Source organism: Moritella yayanosii, assembly GCF_900465055.1.
GTDB lineage: Bacteria > Pseudomonadota > Gammaproteobacteria > Enterobacterales > Moritellaceae > Moritella > Moritella yayanosii.
Genome location: NZ_LS483250.1, coordinates 4169023 through 4189641 on the forward strand (window position 1 = coordinate 4169023; position 20619 = coordinate 4189641).

18 protein-coding genes are annotated in these 20619 nt (G+C 40.9%); 12 read left to right on the forward strand and 6 right to left on the reverse strand.

Annotated elements, in window-relative coordinates; genetic code table 11:
* The first annotated feature begins 191 nt into the window (after nt 1-191).
* Both MORIYA_RS19470 and MORIYA_RS19475 read left to right on the forward strand, forming a co-directional pair.
* Nucleotides 192-1538: an aminotransferase-like domain-containing protein gene (locus MORIYA_RS19470; protein WP_112717931.1), complete on the forward strand. Its 1347-nt coding sequence runs from the start codon at nt 192-194 to the stop codon at nt 1536-1538.
* 57 nt (nt 1539-1595) lie between these two features.
* The gene (locus tag MORIYA_RS19475) at nt 1596-2228 is read left to right on the forward strand and encodes a hypothetical protein (protein WP_112717933.1); all 633 of its coding nucleotides are present in this window, start codon (nt 1596-1598) and stop codon (nt 2226-2228) included.
* Nucleotides 2229-2306: 78 nt separating this feature from the next.
* Here MORIYA_RS19475 and yfbR read toward each other — a convergent pair whose 3' ends face one another.
* Nucleotides 2307-2885 (reverse strand): 5'-deoxynucleotidase, encoded by a 579-nt coding sequence (yfbR, locus tag MORIYA_RS19480; RefSeq protein ID WP_112717935.1) that lies wholly within the window; start codon nt 2883-2885, stop codon nt 2307-2309.
* 362 nt (nt 2886-3247) lie between these two features.
* Between yfbR and MORIYA_RS19485 the strand changes: the two genes are divergently transcribed.
* Both MORIYA_RS19485 and MORIYA_RS19490 read left to right on the forward strand, forming a co-directional pair.
* The gene (locus MORIYA_RS19485) at nt 3248-3472 is read left to right on the forward strand and encodes a flagellar brake protein (protein WP_232011684.1); all 225 of its coding nucleotides are present in this window, start codon (nt 3248-3250) and stop codon (nt 3470-3472) included.
* An 85-nt stretch (nt 3473-3557) separates the two neighbouring features.
* Nucleotides 3558-3875 carry a heavy metal-binding domain-containing protein gene (locus MORIYA_RS19490; RefSeq protein ID WP_112717937.1) on the forward strand — a complete coding sequence of 106 codons (318 nt, stop codon included), beginning with the start codon at nt 3558-3560 and terminating at the stop codon, nt 3873-3875.
* Nucleotides 3876-4021: 146 nt separating this feature from the next.
* Here the strand turns inward: MORIYA_RS19490 and MORIYA_RS19495 are convergent, their stop codons facing one another.
* Complete coding sequence (locus MORIYA_RS19495) at nt 4022-5239, reverse strand: pyridoxal phosphate-dependent aminotransferase (protein WP_112717939.1); 1218 nt, start codon at nt 5237-5239, stop codon at nt 4022-4024.
* Nucleotides 5240-5488: 249 nt separating this feature from the next.
* On the opposite strand from MORIYA_RS19495, the gene MORIYA_RS19500 reads away from it, so the two are divergent.
* From MORIYA_RS19500 to pabC, 3 genes are all read left to right on the forward strand, one after another.
* Complete coding sequence (locus MORIYA_RS19500; RefSeq protein ID WP_112717941.1) at nt 5489-5941, forward strand: PaaI family thioesterase; 453 nt, start codon at nt 5489-5491, stop codon at nt 5939-5941.
* A 9-nt stretch (nt 5942-5950) separates the two neighbouring features.
* Nucleotides 5951-6754 carry a glycerophosphoryl diester phosphodiesterase gene (locus MORIYA_RS19505; RefSeq protein WP_112717943.1) on the forward strand — a complete coding sequence of 268 codons (804 nt, stop codon included), beginning with the start codon at nt 5951-5953 and terminating at the stop codon, nt 6752-6754.
* A gap of 76 nt (nt 6755-6830) precedes the next feature.
* Nucleotides 6831-7694 carry an aminodeoxychorismate lyase gene (pabC, locus tag MORIYA_RS19510; protein WP_112717945.1) on the forward strand — a complete coding sequence of 288 codons (864 nt, stop codon included), beginning with the start codon at nt 6831-6833 and terminating at the stop codon, nt 7692-7694.
* A gap of 77 nt (nt 7695-7771) precedes the next feature.
* Here the strand turns inward: pabC and ppsR are convergent, their stop codons facing one another.
* Nucleotides 7772-8581 carry a posphoenolpyruvate synthetase regulatory kinase/phosphorylase PpsR gene (gene ppsR, locus MORIYA_RS19515; protein ID WP_112717947.1) on the reverse strand — a complete coding sequence of 270 codons (810 nt, stop codon included), beginning with the start codon at nt 8579-8581 and terminating at the stop codon, nt 7772-7774.
* Nucleotides 8582-8771: 190 nt separating this feature from the next.
* Between ppsR and ppsA the strand changes: the two genes are divergently transcribed.
* Nucleotides 8772-11147, forward strand: a complete 2376-nt coding sequence (ppsA, locus tag MORIYA_RS19520; RefSeq protein WP_112717949.1) for a phosphoenolpyruvate synthase — start codon at nt 8772-8774, stop codon at nt 11145-11147.
* Between the two features lie 99 nt (nt 11148-11246).
* On the opposite strand, the gene MORIYA_RS19525 is transcribed toward ppsA, so the two are convergent.
* Nucleotides 11247-12125 (reverse strand): nitrate- and nitrite sensing domain-containing protein, encoded by an 879-nt coding sequence (locus MORIYA_RS19525; protein ID WP_112717951.1) that lies wholly within the window; start codon nt 12123-12125, stop codon nt 11247-11249.
* A gap of 273 nt (nt 12126-12398) precedes the next feature.
* On the opposite strand from MORIYA_RS19525, the gene ydiJ reads away from it, so the two are divergent.
* The 3 genes from ydiJ to MORIYA_RS21540 all read left to right on the forward strand — a co-directional run bounded on the left by ydiJ (nt 12399) and on the right by MORIYA_RS21540 (nt 16707).
* Entirely contained in the window at nt 12399-15473 is a 3075-nt protein-coding gene (gene ydiJ, locus MORIYA_RS19530) for a D-2-hydroxyglutarate dehydrogenase YdiJ (RefSeq protein WP_112717953.1), read from the forward strand.
* 143 nt (nt 15474-15616) lie between these two features.
* A complete protein-coding gene (locus MORIYA_RS21535; RefSeq protein WP_232011685.1) occupies nt 15617-15886 on the forward strand; it encodes a hypothetical protein in 270 nt (89 codons plus the stop codon).
* Between the two features lie 263 nt (nt 15887-16149).
* Nucleotides 16150-16707, forward strand: a complete 558-nt coding sequence (locus MORIYA_RS21540) for a hypothetical protein (protein WP_232011686.1) — start codon at nt 16150-16152, stop codon at nt 16705-16707.
* Nucleotides 16708-16776: 69 nt separating this feature from the next.
* Here MORIYA_RS21540 and MORIYA_RS19540 read toward each other — a convergent pair whose 3' ends face one another.
* Both MORIYA_RS19540 and gap read right to left on the reverse strand, forming a co-directional pair.
* The gene (locus MORIYA_RS19540; RefSeq protein ID WP_112717955.1) at nt 16777-17664 is read right to left on the reverse strand and encodes a D-hexose-6-phosphate mutarotase; all 888 of its coding nucleotides are present in this window, start codon (nt 17662-17664) and stop codon (nt 16777-16779) included.
* Nucleotides 17665-17748: 84 nt separating this feature from the next.
* Complete coding sequence (gene gap / locus MORIYA_RS19545) at nt 17749-18762, reverse strand: type I glyceraldehyde-3-phosphate dehydrogenase (protein WP_112717957.1); 1014 nt, start codon at nt 18760-18762, stop codon at nt 17749-17751.
* Nucleotides 18763-19275: 513 nt separating this feature from the next.
* Between gap and MORIYA_RS19550 the strand changes: the two genes are divergently transcribed.
* Nucleotides 19276-20589, forward strand: coding sequence for a hypothetical protein (locus MORIYA_RS19550; protein ID WP_112717959.1), 1314 nt, complete (start codon nt 19276-19278; stop codon nt 20587-20589).
* Nucleotides 20590-20619 lie beyond the last annotated feature (30 nt).

The window sequence follows — 20619 nt, forward strand, 5'->3', positions numbered from 1 at the left end:
CATATGTCAATTTGTATTTATAACTTATTGCATTACCTCGTGATAAGTCAATTGTTTTGTACAATTAATTAACAAATATAATTGTACAAATAGGTAAATGTAATGGATCTAGCGCTGTATGTTTTATTTCAGCGAGGTAAACTAAGGGCAATCAAGATTATGTTTTTGCAGTGTTCACTAGAGGCAAGTTAATGAGTGATATTAAGTTTCGACAAATAGCCGAAACCATTGAAACTAGAATTAATACTGGTGTGTATCAACCGAATACTAAATTACCGCCACATCGGGTGCTCGCTGATGAGCTTGAGACTACGCCGACAACGGTGTCTAAGGCCTATAAATTATTGGCAGAGAAACATAAAGTTGAATCCTTTGTTGGGCGAGGCACGTTTGTCTGTGGTAATTCTGAATTGGAAACTGTGATCCAAGCATCAAAGGGTGATACTGATTATAACTTTTCGATTTTACAGCCTTGCTTAAAATATAATGTCTTACCCTTGCAGGCGGCTTTTCAACAAACCTATGCGGCGTTGCCGAGTGAGTTATTAGGCTATATCGAACATAGCGGGCATTTATCCCACCGAGAAGCAGGTGTGAAGTGGGCGGCGGAATTTGGTTTGTCGGTTTTAGACCCTAACGACATATTACTCGCCAGTGGCGCGCAGAATGCGCTGGAAATATTGATCCAGACCTATACTAATCCCGGTGATTGCATTGCTGTCGAAGCATTTACGTACCCTGGCATTCTCTCTATTGCTAATTTATTGGGTCGCCGTATTGTTGACGTCGCGATGGATAGTGAAGGCATGTGCCCGATTGCACTTAAAGATACTATTCTTAACGATAAGCCGAAAGTAGTGGTGATTGTGCCGTCACATCAAAATCCGACGGGCGTGACTATGCCGCAAGCGCGCAGAGAAGCAATTGCCAAGGTGATTGCAGCTGGCGATATTTGGTTATTAGAAGATGACATTTACGGCTTCTTGAACCCAGTGACGATCCCTGCTATTACCAATTATATACCGGAAAAAAGCTTTCATATTACCAGTTTGTCGAAGGCGATTAGCCCGGCGTTACGTTGTGCATTTATTAAAGCACCTAAAAGCGAAATACGTAAAATTGGCGCATGTATCCGTACTTCTATTTGGTTGGCGTCACCGCTAAACTTTGCTGTGGCAACACAATTAATTAACTCTGGTGAAGCCTTTGCGATGGCGCATCAACAAAAATTATTGGCGGCGCAACGACAACAGTTTGTGACCGAGCAACTTGGGTTCTTAGCTTGCTCGAGTCAACCGACAAGTTACCATATTTGGGTGGCATTACCGGCGCATTGGCGACAAGAGCATTTTGTGATGGAAGCGAAAAACCAGCAATTATTGGTGAGTAGCGGTGGTTATTTCTCGCAACAGAGTGATAAAAGTAACCATATCCGTTTATCATTAATGGCGATAGATGACGAGCAACGCTTCCAGCAAGGTGTTGTATCACTAGCTAATTTACTCAAAGATGGGCAGGGTTCACACTTCCTGTTTTAATAATTTTAACTGTTCATAATGTAGACCCATAATACGACATGAGACTAAGGAGAGTTTATGTTGAAAAATACGATAACCGGCATACTTATTTTAAGTTGTTCTGGCTGTGTTTTATTAGAAAAAAAAGATCCCATACCAGTCATTGATCCGGCGGATGCAGAAGTCCCAGTATTATTAATGCCAACAGCAACGGCAATCTCCGCCGCAGAATGTGCCGGTGATATGGAGTTACCCGTCGAGTTGAGTCGTAAATTTACTGCAGTATCAGATCCAGAATTGTTGGCGCAATCTATCGGTGACGCCAATGAAGGCAAACTTTGTCAGGGTCAGGTTTATGTTGCCAAACAGAACACCCAAGTTATGTTATTTCGTGGTTGGAATGCTAGCAACCCTGCCAGTGAATTTGGTGAGTGGTGGGCATTAAAGAGTCCCCGTGGCCAAATCGCGCAATATCGCAGTGATTATCAAATATGTTATCAATGGTCACCGTTAGATAAAATGACTCTGTGTAGTCTAAAAGCTGGCGCGAAAGTGGTGATAGGTACTGGCCAAAGTGCCACGTGTTCGTCATACCTTGATTATCCAAGCTCAGCGAAGAAACAAGTCTACCTTGTCAACGCTAATGCGGATCTGTTTGATTGCTCAAGTTATAACGCCGAGTTTAATTGGACGCCCATTATTAGTAATTAACAATTAATTAATTAATAGCAGTAGCATGAATGATAGTAGGGCAGTTAGTTCTAATTGCCCACTGCAAACCAAGTGGTATTAATCCATATCATCAAACGGCTGACCAATACTCGGCAAGAATACATCGATGAAATAACGGATCTCATCAGTCATGCGCTCGTCTAGCGCGGTTTGACAGCGTATTTTAGCTTTCGCAAATTCATGATTGCCGCAACTTTCTTCTTCAATACACTTCATATGCGCACAGAGAATATCCGCATCTTTGACTAAGGTTTTATAGACAGGATCAAGGTCGGGTGTCGATAATAATGGCTTATACGCGTCACGTAATTCTGCTGGCAGCATATCCAATAAGGTCTTCTCAGCCGCCAATTCAATCTTGTTATATTCACGAATAATGGCTTTGTTGTAATACTTCACTGGGGTAGGTAAGTCGCCTGTGAGCACTTCGGTGGTATCGTGAAACAGTGCCATCGACGCAGCTTTGTCAGGATCATAGCTTTTACCGTAATAAGTATTACCGATCATCGCAAGTCCGTGGGCAACCATAGCAACCTGTAAACTGTGTTCGGCTATATTTTCATGGGTGACGTTACGCATCAGCGGCCAACGGTAAATTAACTTCATACGGGCAAGGTGGGCAAAAAAATGGCTCATAAGATCTCCAAATATGAAAGGCATCGAATGACAATACAGGCTAAGTGCAAGTAAGTCATCGGTTTCATTACTGTAGCATGGGTTGGCGTTTAGATCTGAAACGATACTGTTCTACTGTGTTAGTCTTTTATTTCTAAGTTGAGGTTGTATTGTCATGCAATCGTATTTTTACAGAATTAATTTTAATGTCAGATTGGCATTTGCTCTTATAATTCATTCAATTGTTGTTATTGACTGGCGTGAAGAAATGTAGTGTATCATCACATAACTCATTAATTAAACTCAAATATTGTAGGTTTTAAAAATGTTAGTTATATTATTTGGTAGATTATATTTGACCGTTGTACAAGGACGTTAACAAGATGCTCGAAGCCAGTGCTGAGACAAAGTTACAATTATTTGAGTTAGGACCAGGTAAAATGCTTGATCTGCAAATAAATAACCCACTGCCTGTACGCCTAAAATCATCCCTTGTTGGTTATGATATCGGTCGATATATCATATTAAAATATCCCCGAGTCGCAAAAAAATCAGAGTATAGCGATGTACTCATTGAAGGTACTGGTGTGTATACAAAGCCCTGTTGATGGCGAAATAAAGATTATGGCAACCTAGTGCCGAAATTATTGTCCCAACTATTTATTGTTTAAACTGTTTATTCAAGGAAATTTTATGATCTATTCAACTACAGAATCAATTCCCGGCAGAGAAATCGAAGAGATAGTCGGTGTTGTTACTGGTAATGTCGTTCAAGCAAAGCATATTGGACGTGACATCATGGCGAGCTTAAAAAGTATTATCGGTGGTGAAATACGCGGTTATACAGAAATGTTAACTGAGGCTAGGGACATAGCGGTTAAACGTCTAATTGAAAATGCGAATGAAAAAGGAGCGGATGCTGTTGTCGGGATCCGTTTTACGACAAGTGCAATTATGGATGGCTCATCTGAAATTATGGTTTTTGGCACCGCGGTTAAATTAAAAAAATAACCGGATATTTAAAAATATTAGATATAGTGGACTATTCGAATCGCGCCACTTTTGTCCACAATATTTAGCCACTTAATAAGGTGTCAATAAAAACAAAAAAAGGCGTCATTACGACGCCTTTCTAATATCTAAAACTCACTTACAAACTAATCCTGACGGTAAGTTGATAAGAAGTTAGCGAGTTTATTAATCGCAATCGTCAGCTCTTCAACACGCGGTAAGAATACCACGCGGAAGTGATCAGGGCGGCTCCAGTTAAAACCAGTGCCTTGTACAATCAATAGCTTTTCTTGTTGCAACAGATCTAATGCAAATTTCTGATCGTCTTTGATATTGAACATTTCAATATCAATTTTAGGGAACAGATACAGCGCACCTTTTGGTTTCACACAAGTGATACCCGGAATATCATTTAACATCTTCCAAGCTAAATCACGTTGTTCGAGTAAACGACCGCCCGGTAAAATCAATTCATTAATACTTTGATAACCACCCAGTGCTGTTTGTATCGCATGTTGCATCGGTACATTCGAGCACAGGCGCATGGAGGCGAGCATTTCCAACCCGGCGATATAATCCTTAGCAAGATGCGTTGCCCCACTCAGTACTAACCAACCAGAGCGGAAACCAGCAATACGGTATGCTTTAGACAAACCATTGAAGGTAACAATTAGAATATCTTGTGCCAGTGTGCACATAGGCACATGTTCAACACCGTCATATAGGATCTTGTCATAGATCTCATCAGAAAAAATGATCAGATTGTGTTGGCGAGCAACTTCAATCACTTCTAGCAAAAATTCTTTATTATATACCGCACCCGTAGGGTTGTTCGGATTGATTAATACAATACCTTTGGTATTCGGTGTGATCTTGGCTTTAATGTCATCCAGATCAGGATACCAATCCGATTCTTCATCACAAATATAGTGCGTCGCTTTACCACCAGAGAGGGTAATTGCCGCTGTCCATAATGGATAATCTGGTGACGGAACTAAGATCTCATCACCGTTATTGAGTAATGCCTGCATCGACATCATAATTAATTCTGAAACGCCATTACCCAGATAAATATTGTCAATCGAGATGTTTAACAGCCCTTTCTGCTGGTAATGTTGCATCACGGCTTTGCGTGCCGAATATAACCCTTTTGAGTCACAATAACCTTGGCTCGAAGGGAGGTTGTGAATAACGTCTTTTACAATTTCTTCTGGGGCTTCAAAACCAAATGGGGCGGGATTCCCGATGTTTAATTTGATTACTCGGTGACCTTCTTCTTCTAAGCGATTCGCTTCTTTTAATACTGGTCCACGTATGTCGTAACATACGTTATCTAACTTATGAGATTTTTCTATTGAGTACATCCCGGCTCCAACGCTGTAAATATGTATATTGTTTATCTTCCTGTAATAAAAGTAACGTATATATGGGATTGTTGGAAGTGATATTTGGTGATCAGACTGATTTATTGTTGCGCCATTGTTAATTGACAAGCTTCGGGTGTAACATTATTGGTAATGGTTACCAAATCACGGTAGTTTTGTGAGATTGTTGTTGTAATACAGCAGTTAAATACATAGTTCATCGATAGTTAAATAGAAGAAGGAAAGAGCATGAGTCAGCAATTAAACCCAGCAATAATGAGTGGACTAGAGATATTACAAGCAATGGCTGAAGGGATATTTCCTCATCCGTCGATTTGCGACACCATGCCAATGCAATGTGTCGATGTAAGTGAAGGGCAGGTTCATTTTAGTGTGCAGGCCGATGATCGTCATTTAAACCCGATGGGTGGTGTACACGGTGGTTTTGCGGCCACGGTACTTGATTCGGTTACGGGTTGCGCGACACACACGACACTGGTTGCTGGTGAGAGTTACGGTACGATCGATTTGAATGTAAAAATGGTGCGTCCTATTCCTAAAAATACCGTATTACACGCTAAAGGTAAGGTATTAAATGTATCAAAAACAGTTGCTATCTCGGAAGGTGATATTCGAGATGCAGAAGGCAAGCTTTATGCCCACTGTACAGCAACGTGTGTCATTACTCGTCAAATTAAATAGGGTTTCCTTATGACAAATAACATTTCTGAAATAACAGCGAATACATTTCAGTTTCATCCATCCGCCAGTGAAAAGGCCGGTAAAATGGTGATTGGGCATCGTGGTGCGTCATCCATTGCACCGGAAAATACCTTGGCGGCATTTCAATTAGCCGAATACCATAATGTACCTTGGATTGAAGCGGATGCGGATATGCTCGGTGATGGCACTGTGGTTATTTGTCACGATGCCACACTCGAGCGCTGTAGTGATCACAGTGGTTTATTACGCGATAAAATAGTCACGGATCTGGACCATATTGATGCCGGCGCATGGTTTGCACAGGATTTTGTTGGTGAACGTATTCCGACGCTGGTGGAATTAATATTGTTCACCAATGAGACGGGTATGAACCTGAATTTAGAAATTAAATCAGGCAATGATAAAGCCGTTACTGATCGACTCATTGACGGCATCATTCGCGACATTAATCATCACTGGCAAGGAGGGCAGCAGTTGCTGATCTCGAGTCGTAATCATTTGTTATTAGCTGAAGTGAAACGGCGTGCGCCAGAAATAAGCTTAGGGTGTTTGTTTAAATCCCCTTTGCCTAATGATTGGCTAACCTCGATGCAATATGTTGGTGCCGATTTTATTCACCCCCATGACAAAGGTTTGACCGAACAGCAAGTCAAAGCCATGACCGATGCCGGTTATAGCGTTAACGTGTGGACAGTTAATAGCTTGGCACGCGCTAACCAATTATATAATTGGGGGGTAACGGGTATTTTCTCTGATATTTCCCAGCAATTCCAGCCCTGTTATCGAAATTAATTGCCAGCTAAGCCAGAGCGAACATACTATCAGTGCTTAAACCTTAATGAGATACTGTAACTTGGATGCAGAAAATATGATGATTAACGGCTCACCTAGTCAAAATGTTGCAATTGCCGATCGTGGATTTAATTTTGGTGATGGGCACTTTACCACGATCAAAATGGCAGCTGGACAAGCCTTGCTATTGGATTTACACCTAGCACGCTTACAACAAGCGTGTGCGGTATTAGCCATCGAGTTTAGTCAATGGGATGAGCTGGTTACAGCAATCAAACAGCAGGCATTAGCGTTACAGGAAGGCGTGTTAAAAGTCACGATCACCCGCGGCGAGGGCGGTCGAGGTTACAGTTATGCTTATGGTACTACGGGCTGCTCAAGTGCCAATTGGTATTTACAACACCGTCTGATACCACCCACTTACAGTGAATGGGCTAAGTCGGGCATTGAATTAATGCTTTGTGACTATCAGCAAACCGTTAATCCAGCATTGGCGGGATTAAAAACCTTAAACCGATTGGATCAGGTGATGATCAAGCAAGAACTTGATGCCCATAATATGGCTGATGGATTGGTGTGTTCGACAGACGGTTATGTTATCGAAACCGCTGTTGCTAATGTATTTTGGGTGACAGCCGGTAAAGTCTATACGCCGAGCACTAAACGCAGTGGTGTTGAAGGGGTGATGAAAATACACATTTCAAACTTGTTGAATAGTCTGGGATTAACTTTGAATTCAGGGGATTACACTGTTGCTGATGTGCAGGCTGCGGATGAAGTTTTTATTACTAATTCAGTGATGGGAGTCGTGCCTGTGAAGGCTATTTTAACGCAGGCAGATAAAAGTGATGATGACGCGATTTATTATGATCTGTCAGTGAGTAATTTATCGGTATGGCGCTTGTTACAATTAGAGTTACAGCAAGCAATACAGGCCTAGTTTAATATATCTGCATAGTAGTATATTAAATTCACGAATCGATTAACGCTAATCGATTCGTTATTAATAAGTTAACGTTAAAAAATGCGACGTTTTAAGCCTTTCTTATCCAAGATCTTGGTGGCGATCTCTTCAACCGAAAATGACGTGCTGTTGATGAAAGGGATTTTTTCTCTACGGTATAAGTATTCAACTTCCGCAATCTCTAACTTACATTGACGTAATGACGCATAAGTGCTGTTAGCAAGGCGTTCACTACGGATGCCCTGCAGACGTTGCACATCAATGGTGAGACCAAATATTTTATGCTTATTACGTTTTAATTCTTTTGGCAGTGTTAACTCATCCATGTCATCGGCAATAAATGGGTAGTTGGCGGTCTTGATCCCAAACTGCAAGGCGAGGTATAAACTGGTTGGTGTTTTGCCACTGCGTGATACACCGACTAAGATTAAGTCTGCATCGTCGTAATCTTTACAGCTAATACCGTCATCGTTGGCGAGGGCATAATTCACCGCCTCAATACGGGCATCATAAGTATCAATTTTAAGGCTGTGAGTACGGTGTGATTTGGGCTCTGCTTTGATATTTAATTGCTTAGAAAGTGGAGCCACAAATGTACTCAAAAAATCGTGTGAATAGCCTTCATTTGATTCGATTATTGTCCTTATTTCAGATGAAACTATCGAATGAAACACGAGTGGCTTCTGTCCTGTTTTCGCTACGTGTTCGTTGATTTTTTGAGTAACGTATTTTGCTTTTTCTTCGGTCTCAATAAAGGGATAAGTATGCTGATCAAATTCGATTGGAAATTGGCTTAGAAGCGCGTGACCAAAGACTTCAGCGGTGATCGCGGTGCCATCAGAGACATAAAAAACAGTTTGCATTGACTCTATCCTTTTCATAAACAGATGAAATTTTATAAGTAAGTATCTTACATTGAAATTAATAGCTGTGTATGATTAAAAACACTAAGGAAAGCAAGATGATTATTTTGCATTGACAATATGTGAGCAATATCGAATATCGCCCACACTTAAAATCATTTTTGAGATAGATTAAATCTGGAGAACTGCCGTGATAGAGTACGTAATTGGGTACGAAAAACTTGGAATGAACGACGTAGAACGAGTTGGCGGCAAAAACGCATCTCTAGGTGAGATGATCAGTAACTTAGCTGGCGCAGGCGTGCAAGTTCCTGGTGGTTACGCGACTACCGCTGATGCGTTTAATCAGTTTTTAGAGCAAAGTGGCGTAAACGATAAAATTTATGCACTACTAGACGATCTCAATGTTGATGACATCGCAGCGTTGACAAAAGTTGGCGCGACTATTCGCCAATGGATCATCGATACACCTTTCCAACCTGAATTAGAAGCCGCTATTGCCCAAAGCTATGAAGTACTGGCTGGTGAAGCAGGCGAGCAAGCATCATTTGCAGTACGTTCTTCGGCAACCGCTGAAGATATGCCGGATGCATCATTCGCGGGTCAGCAAGAAACATTCTTAAACGTACGTGGTTATGACAACATCATTGTTGCAATTAAACACGTATTCGCATCACTCTTTAACGACCGTGCTATCTCTTACCGCGTGCATTCTGGTTATGACCACCGTGGCGTGGCATTATCTGCGGGTATTCAACGCATGGTGCGTAGTGATGAAGCATCATCTGGTGTGATGTTCTCTATTGATACTGAATCTGGCTTTGAAGATGTGGTATTTATTACGTCTTCATATGGTCTTGGTGAAATGGTTGTACAGGGCGCCGTTAACCCTGATGAATTCTATGTACACAAACCAACACTCGCAAAAGGCAAGCCTGCTGTAGTACGTCGTAATATTGGTAGCAAGCTGATCCAAATGATTTACTCTGCTGAAGAAGGCCATGGTAAGCAAGTACAAATCGTTGATGTTGAAGCAAGCAAGTCTCGTCAGTTCTCTATTACCGACGAAGAAGTAATGGAACTAGCAAAACAAGCAGTGATCATCGAAAAACATTATGGCCATGCGATGGATATTGAATGGGCTAAAGATGCGATTGATGGCAAAATTTATATCGTTCAAGCCCGTCCAGAAACAGTACGTAGCCGTGAAGATAAGCAAGTCATGGTGCGTTTTCACTTAGACGCTAAATCAGCCGTAGTTACAGAAGGTCGTGCAATTGGTGGTAAGATTGGTGCCGGTCCCGCGAAAGTCATTTCATCAATTTCTCAAATGGATGAAGTGAAAGAAGGCGACGTATTAGTTACTGACATGACAGATCCAGATTGGGAACCTATCATGAAACGTGCTTCTGCAATTGTAACTAACCGTGGTGGCCGTACCTGTCATGCTGCAATCATTGCACGTGAAATGGGTATTCCAGCAGTTGTGGGTTGTGGTAACGCAACAGACCTGATTAAAAACGGTCAAGAGCTAACAGTATCTTGTGCTGAAGGTGACACTGGTTTTATCTACGAAGGTATCTTACCATTCCGTGAAACTTCATCAGTAGTGACTAACTTACCGGAGATTCCGGTAAAAATAATGATGAACGTGGGTAACCCTGATCGTGCATTTGATTTCGCGGCATTACCAAACGAAGGTGTTGGTCTAGCGCGTCTTGAGTTCATCATCAACCGTATGATCGGTATTCACCCGAAAGCACTGCTTAACTTTGATAAGCAATCGCCAGAGCTACAAGCTGAAATCAATGAGATGATCGCAGGTTATGCATCCCCTGTTGAATTCTACATTGCTAAGTTACAAGAAGGTATATCCACGCTGGCTGCAGCGTTCTACCCGAAAAAAGTAATTGTGCGTATGTCTGACTTTAAGTCTAACGAATACGCTAACTTAGTGGGCGGCGAATTCTTTGAACCGGAAGAAGAAAACCCAATGTTAGGTTTCCGTGGCGCATCTCGTTATATCTCTGAAGACTTCCGTGATTGTTTCGCGCTAGAAACAGAAGCAATTAAACGCGTGCGTAACGACATGGGTCTAACCAATGTTGAAATCATGATCCCATTCGTGCGTACATTAAGCGAAGCGGCATCAGTGATTGATTTACTCGCAGAGCATGACCTGAAACGTGGTGAGAACGGTTTACGCGTTATCATGATGTGTGAACTACCTTCAAATGCATTATTGGCTGATAAGTTCCTACAGTACTTCGATGGTTTCTCGATTGGTTCAAATGATTTAACCCAATTAACATTAGGCCTAGATCGCGACTCTGGTATCATCTCTCATTTGTTTGATGAACGTAATGAAGCAGTGAAAGTATTGCTGTCAATGGCAATTAAAGCGGCTAAGAAAGCGGGTAAATACGTGGGTATTTGTGGTCAAGGACCATCGGATCACGACGACTTTGCTGCTTGGTTAGTTGAGCAAGGTATTGACAGCATATCGCTAAATCCTGATACAGTATTAAGCACTTGGTTATACCTAGCGGACAAACACGCTAAATAAATTAGCCGTTTGTTGGCTCAAGCTTGAGTCATCGTTTAACTGAAAGCCCTAAGGCAGTGTTAATTAGCACTGACTTGGGTTTTTTTTGTCGTTGTCACATTAGTTAACGTGGTTTTTTTTGTGGCAATGTTGCTTAGCTTGGTTATTGTCGATTGTCGATGTGTGTAAATTGTATTCCACAATATTCAGCTGCTTGTCAAAACTGGCTAATATCATGTCAATTGATTCTGTGGCGATATTAAAAAATAGATCGGCTTTGATGGTTGGTTTGGTGATGATAATTTCGTTGTCGATAACTTTAAGTAAATGGGCAATTTTAGGCAAGTAATCTTGGTTTTTTTGAATGTTAATACTTTGTGCTAACGACTGGCAAAGATAATTAAGGCGTATACGTTCTGCTTGTGTACATTTTTTTGCTGCCGCGATACCTGTGCCAAGCGCACGTATTTGGGCGATGCTTTCTGCGGTAAACAATAATTCCTGCCATAAAAATTGAATTGACTCACTATTAGTATTGTTGAGTTGATGTAGTTTAGTGTCAAACGCAATATCATTGATCAGATAGAGCAAATTTAGCACGAGCTTATTATGTTGTTCGAGATTATTACGCACATGGAGATTGATGCAGTCAACAGCCAAACGCTGCCAATGGTCTAATATGGCTTGCCAACGCTCATTGTCCAATAAATCAGGGTAGTTATCGCTGATGTCTTGCTGGATTGTCTCGATAGAATCGGTCAGTCCTTTTAGTCGTGGTTTTAGGTTTTTATCGCCGTGTAATACCCCATTTGATAGACCTCGATGTTGTTGAACACGAGTGAATAATTTTCGAATGGAATTCAATTTTACCAGACCATCCATTTGTAATTGTTTACGGCAGCGCTGTTGACTCTGTAGCGTAAACAGTAAATAGCACAAGCATATTAATGTGAATAAAATTGCCGAGCCACTGACGAGTAACATTGATTGTGAAGTCATAATACCTGCCTTAATTATCTCTTTAGTAACGAGTTATTATTAAATGTTAACCATTAGACATTAAGCAATTATGATACCAGCCGTTAAACGGCGTTATGTACGTTATTATGCACCGATAAGGGGAGTATTTAGGGTAAACGCCCTAACATGGTGACGGATTATAAATGAGATCAATTTAGCCTTTATCTATAGGCGATGAATTTAAGCACTCATGTTACAATAATCTCAATTAAAAATTTTTATTAGTTGAAAATTGTCACAAGGGAATGGATGATGATCCCCGAATTAAGTTATCAGGATGCAGTAAAATCAGAATATCTCGATTTTTTGAATGCTTTAGAAAAAAGTGCATTTAGCGGGGATATTGAAAAGTCATATGCGAGCCGATTAGCGGTGGCGACAGATAACAGTATTTATCAGTTATTACCGCAAGCGGTTGTGCTCCCTCGTCAACACCAAGATTTAGTAATTATGACAAAACTGTCATTACAGGCTGAATTTAAAACCATCACCTTTTCACCTCGAGGTGGCGGGACGGGTACCAATGGTCAATCATTGACAGACGGTATTATTGTCGATATGTCACGGCACATGAATAATATAATTGATATAAATGTGGAAGAAGGCTGGGTACAGGTTCAAACTGGTGTGATTAAAGACCAGCTCAACGAATTCCTAAAACCTTATGGTGTCTTCTTTTCCCCTGATTTATCGACCAGTAATCGCGCCACGATTGGTGGGATGATTAACACGGATGCGTCGGGCCAGGGTTCGTTAAAATATGGTAAGACCAGCGATCATGTACTGAGTGTTTCTGCAGTATTAATGGACGGCACTGAATTAGTGACAGCAAGACAGTCTACAGAGCAGATGCATGAACAGGCTCAGCAGAATAATTACCTGGGTAAGGTCAGTCATCAAGTTATCGATACCATTGCGCATAAGCAGCAAAAAATTGCAGATACCTTTCCACCCTTAAATCGTTTTCTTACTGGTTATGACTTAGTTCATTTATATGATAAAAGCACTGAAGAATTTGATTTAGGGCGAATTCTGTGTGGTTCAGAAGGATCACTGGCATTTATTACCGAAGCAAAACTAAATTTAACCCCGATCCCAAAGTACCGTTGTCTAGTGAACGTGAAATATGACAGCTTTGATTCGGCCTTGCGAAATGCGCCATTTTTAATTAAAGCTAATGCACTGTCGGTTGAAACCGTTGATTCAGTCGTATTGAATTTAGCCAAACAAGATATTGTTTGGCATTCGGTCAAATCACTGATCACGGATATACCGAACAAAGAGATGCTGGGCATTAACTTTGTTGAATTTGCTGAAGATGATGGTGCTGTTCAGCAGCAAAAAATTGCGCATTTAACCGCAGAGCTTGACCGGTTAATGGCGGCAGGAGAAGCGGGTGTTATTGGTTATCAAATCTGTGATCAATTAAGTGACGTATTAAAAATATATGGCATGCGTAAAAAAGCCGTTGGTCTGTTAGGTGCAACCAAAGGTCAAGCGAAACCATTAGCCTTTGCTGAAGATACCGCGGTTCCGCCTGAACACTTAGCGGATTATATTGTTGAATTCAGAGCCTTGTTAGACAGCTATAACTTACATTATGGTATGTTTGGGCACGTTGATGCGGGGGTGCTACATGTGCGTCCTGCGTTAGATATGTTAGACCCCCAGCAAGAAGTTATCTTACGTGAAATATCTGACAAAGTCGTTGCGTTAACCGCAAAATATAAAGGCTTGATGTGGGGCGAACACGGCAGAGGTTTCCGGTCGGAATATGGCCCTGAATTTTTCGGTGATGAGCTATTTACCGAATTACGTAAAATTAAAGCCGCCTTTGATCCTGACAACCGCTTAAATCCAGGCAAGATCTGTACGCCGATTGACAGTGATGCCAAGCTCGTGTCTGTGGATGCGAAAAAACGCGGGGCATTTGATCGCCAAATTCCGGTTTCGGTGAGGGAAAACTTTCCCCAGCCGATAGATTGTAACGGTAATGGTTTATGTTTTAACTATGATACCAAAAGCCCAATGTGCCCGTCATTTAAGCATACCGGGGATCGTCGTCATTCGCCAAAAGGGCGTGCAGCGCTGATGCGAGAATGGTTACGTCAATTGTCTTGTCATGAGATGACAGAACAGGAATTGGGTCAGCAATTAACGATACAAAAGGTGGGGTTTGCTACTTTTAGCACCCGTTTAAAGAACAGTTGGAATAAAGCGCGTGGCCGTTATGACTTTTCGCATGAAGTGATGGACGCGATGCAAGGTTGCTTAGCATGTAAAGCATGTACGATCCAGTGTCCGGTTAAAGTCGATGTGCCAGAGTTTAGATCGCGATTTATTGATCAATACCATAGTCGTTATTTACGGCCGATTAAAGATTTTGCGGTGGGCTATTCTGAAAGTTATACCCCGATGATGGCAAAAATGCCGACGTTCTTTAATTTTTGGTTAGCGCAAAATTGGGTGCAGGCTGCGGTAAAACATACTATTGGAATGGTTGATATACCGTTATTAAGTACGCCAAGCTTATCGGCGTCATTACGTGGCCATTATTCGCAAAGTTTTGACTTAGCATTTTTACAACGTTTAAGCGTTGAAGATAAAGCGAAACACGTATTAATTGTCCAGGATCCGTTTACCAGTTTTTATGAGGCCGAATTAGTGGCATCACTGGTTAAGCTGGTTGAAAAATTGGGCTTAAAACCGGTTGTTTTACCGTTTAAACCCAATGGTAAACCCCAGCATGTTAAAGGCTTCTTAGCGAAATTTGCCAAGACAGCCCAAACTGCCGCTGACTTTTTAAATTCGTTACATGACTTAGGTATTCCAATGATCGGTGTTGAGCCTGCATTAGTGCTTTGTTATCGCGACGAATATAACCAAATATTAGCGGATAAACGCGGTGATTTCTTTGTTCTGCTTATCCAGGAATGGTTATTGAGTGACAATGTACAAGTGAATTTGAGTGCCCGAATTAAGAGCGACATCGGTGAGATGCAACCTTATTACTTATTTGCACACTGCACCGAAAAAACCAACAAACCAACGGCTGAGCAAGAGTGGCAACGGGTATTTACTGATTTTGGTTTGACGCTTGAAACGGTTGCTACGGGTTGTTGTGGTATGGCTGGTAGCTATGGGCATGATGCTAAGAATGTAGTCGCATCAAAATCAATTTATAATCAAAGTTGGAAGCATGCCTTGGCGCAACGAGATCCTTCGCGTTGTTTAGCGACAGGTTACTCTTGTCGTAGTCAGGTTAAACGAATTGATGAAGTACGGCTTAACCATCCAATTAAAGCGTTACTGAGTGCGTTAGTTTAATCATTGTTAAGTATGAGTAGCATTAGCTATGTAGAATATGCTGCTCATGCTCACTACGTTATCAATCAAACGCCAATTACTAAGTTTACGACAATTATCAAAGCAACGACAAATCAAACTATCTAGTCATACTAGCAACGAGTATGTTTTCCGGTTGCGTAACGCTGGCCGAGTTTACCGACGGTAGTGATCGTTTTACTATGTCTGCAGCAGCATCTGAAGAAATGAATGCTGTAAATGCTGCGATGAATGCCGTAGAAATATTATATCAACGAGGTAATAAGCAGGATCTTACTTATTATGCCCCAAATAATTTTGAGCTTGCCCTTAAAAAACGCGAAGCGTTATTGAGTATGTATGAAGATTATACGCCGAATGGCGGTAATTGTTTTTTGAATTCGGGCAGTGAATAGATTGAAACTGAATCAGAATTATCTATTCAACGGATGAATAAAGCTTTTCAAGCTAAACTCATAAGTGAACCGTTATTATCCATAATTCGTGACCATGATGAATTTATTCAAAGTATCGATTTGATGGTTTTGAAGCGCGTTTTGATAAACTGCGTGATTCGACAACCCAGTTTGCTGGGTTAATTGAGAGTCACGGCACTGGGTTAGGTTTAGAACACCAAAAAATCAAACTAGAACGTGATTATTATAGCCTTGAAGTCGATATGATAAAACGTAAAGTATTACGTTTACCAACTTCTGAGTTTAATTTACTCGATCAGGAACTTGTCCCTGAAAGCTATAACAAAGCCTTAAATGGATTATACAGCTTAGAACGTTTAATTGAAAAAAAACCGCGTGATAATACCGTGATCCAACAACAGTTAAATACGAGTTATCGCCAAATAAAGCAAGCGGCGAGTATTGCTAAAGAAGTTGTTTGGGTTAAATCAAGAATTGAAACATCAGTGGAACGCGTAGTGATGAATTGCCGCGATCATTTAAGCTCATTAAATAGCTATTTAGGCACAGAAGAGTTAACTGCATTGGATTTTCAATCTCAGGTTCGTGGTATCAAAGAGGCTGTCGCATCGAAAATATCACAACATGATAAAGAAGAAGAGCTTAAGTATAAACATTTACACCGTCAACTTGTCGAACTCGGTCGTTTGTTAACGGGGCAGGATATGAGTAAGTGCAGTATTTCCCAACAAATGGATAATCTTATTTTTGCTGCGCGTTCGTTGGTGGATGAAATTAGCACAACGATATTTGTGGCGTGACATCAGGTCGAATGTTTTAAGCTGGGCACTTAGCGAATAGACTATGTACTCAGCTTGATATTGCAGCTGTTAGAGGGCGGCTACACTTAATTTTGTGGTGAGTGTATGGCTGGCGCCTGGTGCTACTGTGACCGGTTTTTGGCCAATGATGGCCGGTTCTAAACACAACATGGTTTGATAACCGTCATCTGGCATATCGGTAATTACTTTTGCTCCTGCTTGCCAAGGGTTCCAAACGATCATTGCATTATGACCTTCATTCTCGATAATAATTTTATGTTGCAGTTGCTCATCAGCTAACGTAATTGTCGTCGCTGGATCTTCACAAATAATATCGACATCACTATCTAGTTTACGTGATGTTTGATTATTTTTATCTAAGCCACGTACTTGTACTGCGTCAGTCTGTGAGATTTGGAAGTAACTGTGTAATGCACCACCATAATCAAAACTAGCATTACCGGTATTTAGGGTGGTGAGATTAAGTGTTAATGTATCACTGATAATAAACTCAGCAGTAAGATTAAAGTCATGTGGCCACAATCGTTTCATTTCGGGGTTTGGCGTTAGCTGTAAACGCACTTTGCAAATATCGTCGTCACTGTGGCTATCGAGTAATTTCCAATGGTTATTTCGGGCAAAACCATGCGCTGGAAAATCTTTTGTTTGTGCAAGTGGTTGAACCGTCGGGCTCTGCTTTGCAGGACCAAACCAAGGCCAGCAGATTGGTACACCACCGCGGATCGCTTTTACACCATTAAAAATAGCACTCTCACTCATCCATAAAACAGGCGCTGAGTTGACTGGTGTGAAGCTAAGCAGATGCGCGCCAAATAAGCTGATACGGGCATTTGCTTTTGGGTGCGCAATATGAAGGTATTTGAGCCCATTACTGGTGATTAAGTTAATGTGTTTAGTTAACGGTATTTGATCCGTGATTGTATCGCGATATGACATAAAATCCCCAACATAGAAAAGGCGACCTAATGGTCGCCTTTAGCATTATAATTCAATTAACGTTGAATTATAAATCAAGTTTAATTATTTAGCGCTCATAAGTAGGATAGCGTTATCTAACATACGGTTAGAGAAGCCCCACTCATTGTCGTACCAAGACATAACTTTAACTAGTTTGCCTTGAACTTTAGTTTGTGTCGCATCAAAGTTAGATGTGTGTGCATCGTGGTTGAAGTCGATAGAAACGAGTGGTTCGTTGTTCACCGATAGTGCACGCGCTAGGATTGGATCCGCAGCTACTGCATCAGTGATGATTTGGTTAATTTCTTCTGGAGTCGTATCACGACCAGCTTCGAAAGTAAGGTCAACAAGAGATACGTTGAGAGTTGGTACACGTACCGCCATACCTTGGAATTTGCCTTGTAGTTCAGGAACTACTAGACCAACAGCAGCAGCAGCACCAGTGCTTGTTGGGATCATGTTCATTGCCGCAGCACGAGCACGATATAGATCTGTATGATATACATCAGATAGACGTTGATCATTTGTGTAAGCATGGATAGTAGTCATCATGCCGTTAACGATACCAACAGAGTCATTTAATAGTTTAGCAATTGGTGCTAGACAGTTAGTAGTACAAGATGCGTTTGAAACAACTGTCATGTCAGCCGTTAATATTTCGTGGTTAACACCATAAACGATTGTTGCATCAACGTTTTTACCAGGAGCAGAGATTAGTACTTTTTTAGCGCCGCCATCTAAGTGAGCTTGACAAGCTTCTTTACTTGTGAAGATACCAGTACATTCTAGTACTACATCAACACCTAACTCACCCCAAGGTAAATCTTTTGGATTACGCTCTGAGAATGTCTTAATGCGATCACCGTTGATGATTAGTGCTTCAGCATCAAAATCAACAGTACCAGGGAAACGACCATGTGCAGTATCATATTTAGTTAGGTGAGCATTGATTCTTGAATCACCTAGGTCGTTGATTGCAACGATTTCTAGATCTTGCTCTTTACCACCTTCGTAGAATGCACGAAGTACGTTTCTGCCGATTCGACCATAACCATTGATTGCTACTTTAATTGTCATAACTTGTATCCATTAAATTAAATGTAAGTTTGAATTAATAATCTTGCTTGGTTGTAAATTTACAAGATTTTGATAAAAAGACAAGAATAAATACTAAAATGTATGCGTTGAATCACAATTTGTTGCAAATTTACGAAAATAAACTGATTTAGGTCACTTTACTGTGTTTTTTTGTTCTATTTATTACAGAAAATAAATAATATGGATCACAAATTAAGATGAACAGTTGCTTTATTGGCATGATTATTTCCCTATAATCTTCTTTTGTTTCACTTGAATACGGCTAACATTCTGACTAAGTGTCTTATTTATATCGTGTTTTTAAAATCGTGAATTAAATCAAGCTGCATTTGTTTGAATACTACAAATCTTCGCTTTAGTGGAGTATAGACAAGAGTGGAGTATCGACAACGTGTAAAAAACCATGAAACAATCTTATTGTGATACCACGTGATCTCGCATCTTGATATTGATTGGGTATAATAGCGCTAGGTTCACTATTTAAGGTGTCAAATGACAGCACAACATATTCTGCAATTAGGTCAAATGCTTGGTCTTAGCTGTACGGAATTAAATGCCAATGGCGATGAGCAAGCGTTACCAACAACGCTAATCACTCAAGCATTGGCTGGTTTTGGTTTTACCGATGAATTAGACGTAAAATTAGACGAAGAGATTAAGCAATTTTGGTTACGTGCACTGCCGCCTGTGATCATCACTGATCAATCTGCGATGATCCAATTTGATCTGCATTTACCTATCGAATTCGTGACTGAAGATTTAATTTGGGAAGTAAGATTGAATCAAGCTGTTATTGAAACCGGTGAGTTTACACCAACCGAATGGTCGTTAAATGGTATTTATCATTTACACGATATGGAAATGCAAAGCTACCAGATAAGTTTAGAACAGCCGCTTGCTGTGGGCGCTTATCAATTGGTTATTTTGGATCAAGGCAGTGAAGAACCGTTGGGTGAAAGTTGGATATTTAATCCTCCGTCGGTTTTAACGTCGCTAAATTCAATTAAGCCAACAACGGTTACGGCATTACCGACAACAGAGGGCGTGTTGAGTCAATTATTGACTCACGTGCAGTCTGCTGTGGGCATTGATCAGATCGACCCCGCACTTGCTTTATCAGCGCGACTGGCACAATTACAGCAGCAGTTTAATACTGCAAAAGAGCAAGATGAATTTGCCTTAACGCTGGAAAGTACTACCGCAACAGCGGCTCTGTATCAACTGCATTTAGCACAATATTTAGCGGCTTATGTTGCAGATGGTGTGACAGCGACGCGAGCAGAAACGCAAACAGTAGAATGGCAAAATGCGAATTGTGATCGTTATGCGTTTTATTTATGGTTAGTCGTGACGGCGAATAATGCCCAGCCGACAGACGCATTATTACGCAATGTTGATTTTGCTAGTGGCACTGCCAATGAAGAGTCATTTACGGCTTGGTTATTAGCAGACTATCAGTTAGCGCATTGTTTATTCGAGAATTCTGACGGTATAGTTACAAAAGGCATTAACAGCTACAAGTTACGCCAAGATAATTATGCGGCATTTCGTGCTCTGATTGATTTTACTGCGATGCAATCGACAGGATTAGTGCTTAACCAACCGCTATCTATCATGCAGCAGTGGTTAACGATAGGTGATGCTGGAGTTTGGCAGAATCATGAATTCAATGAATTGCTCAGTATTATTCTATTGAGCTGCGAGCGTCATGCTTGTGCTTGTTATTATCAAGCAGATGATGAACTACCAACAGAGTTAATGGCTTATTTTGATACACGCGGTGTTCAGCAATTGTCACTGTCTTAATCGTCACTATAAACGGGTTTTAATCGCCAG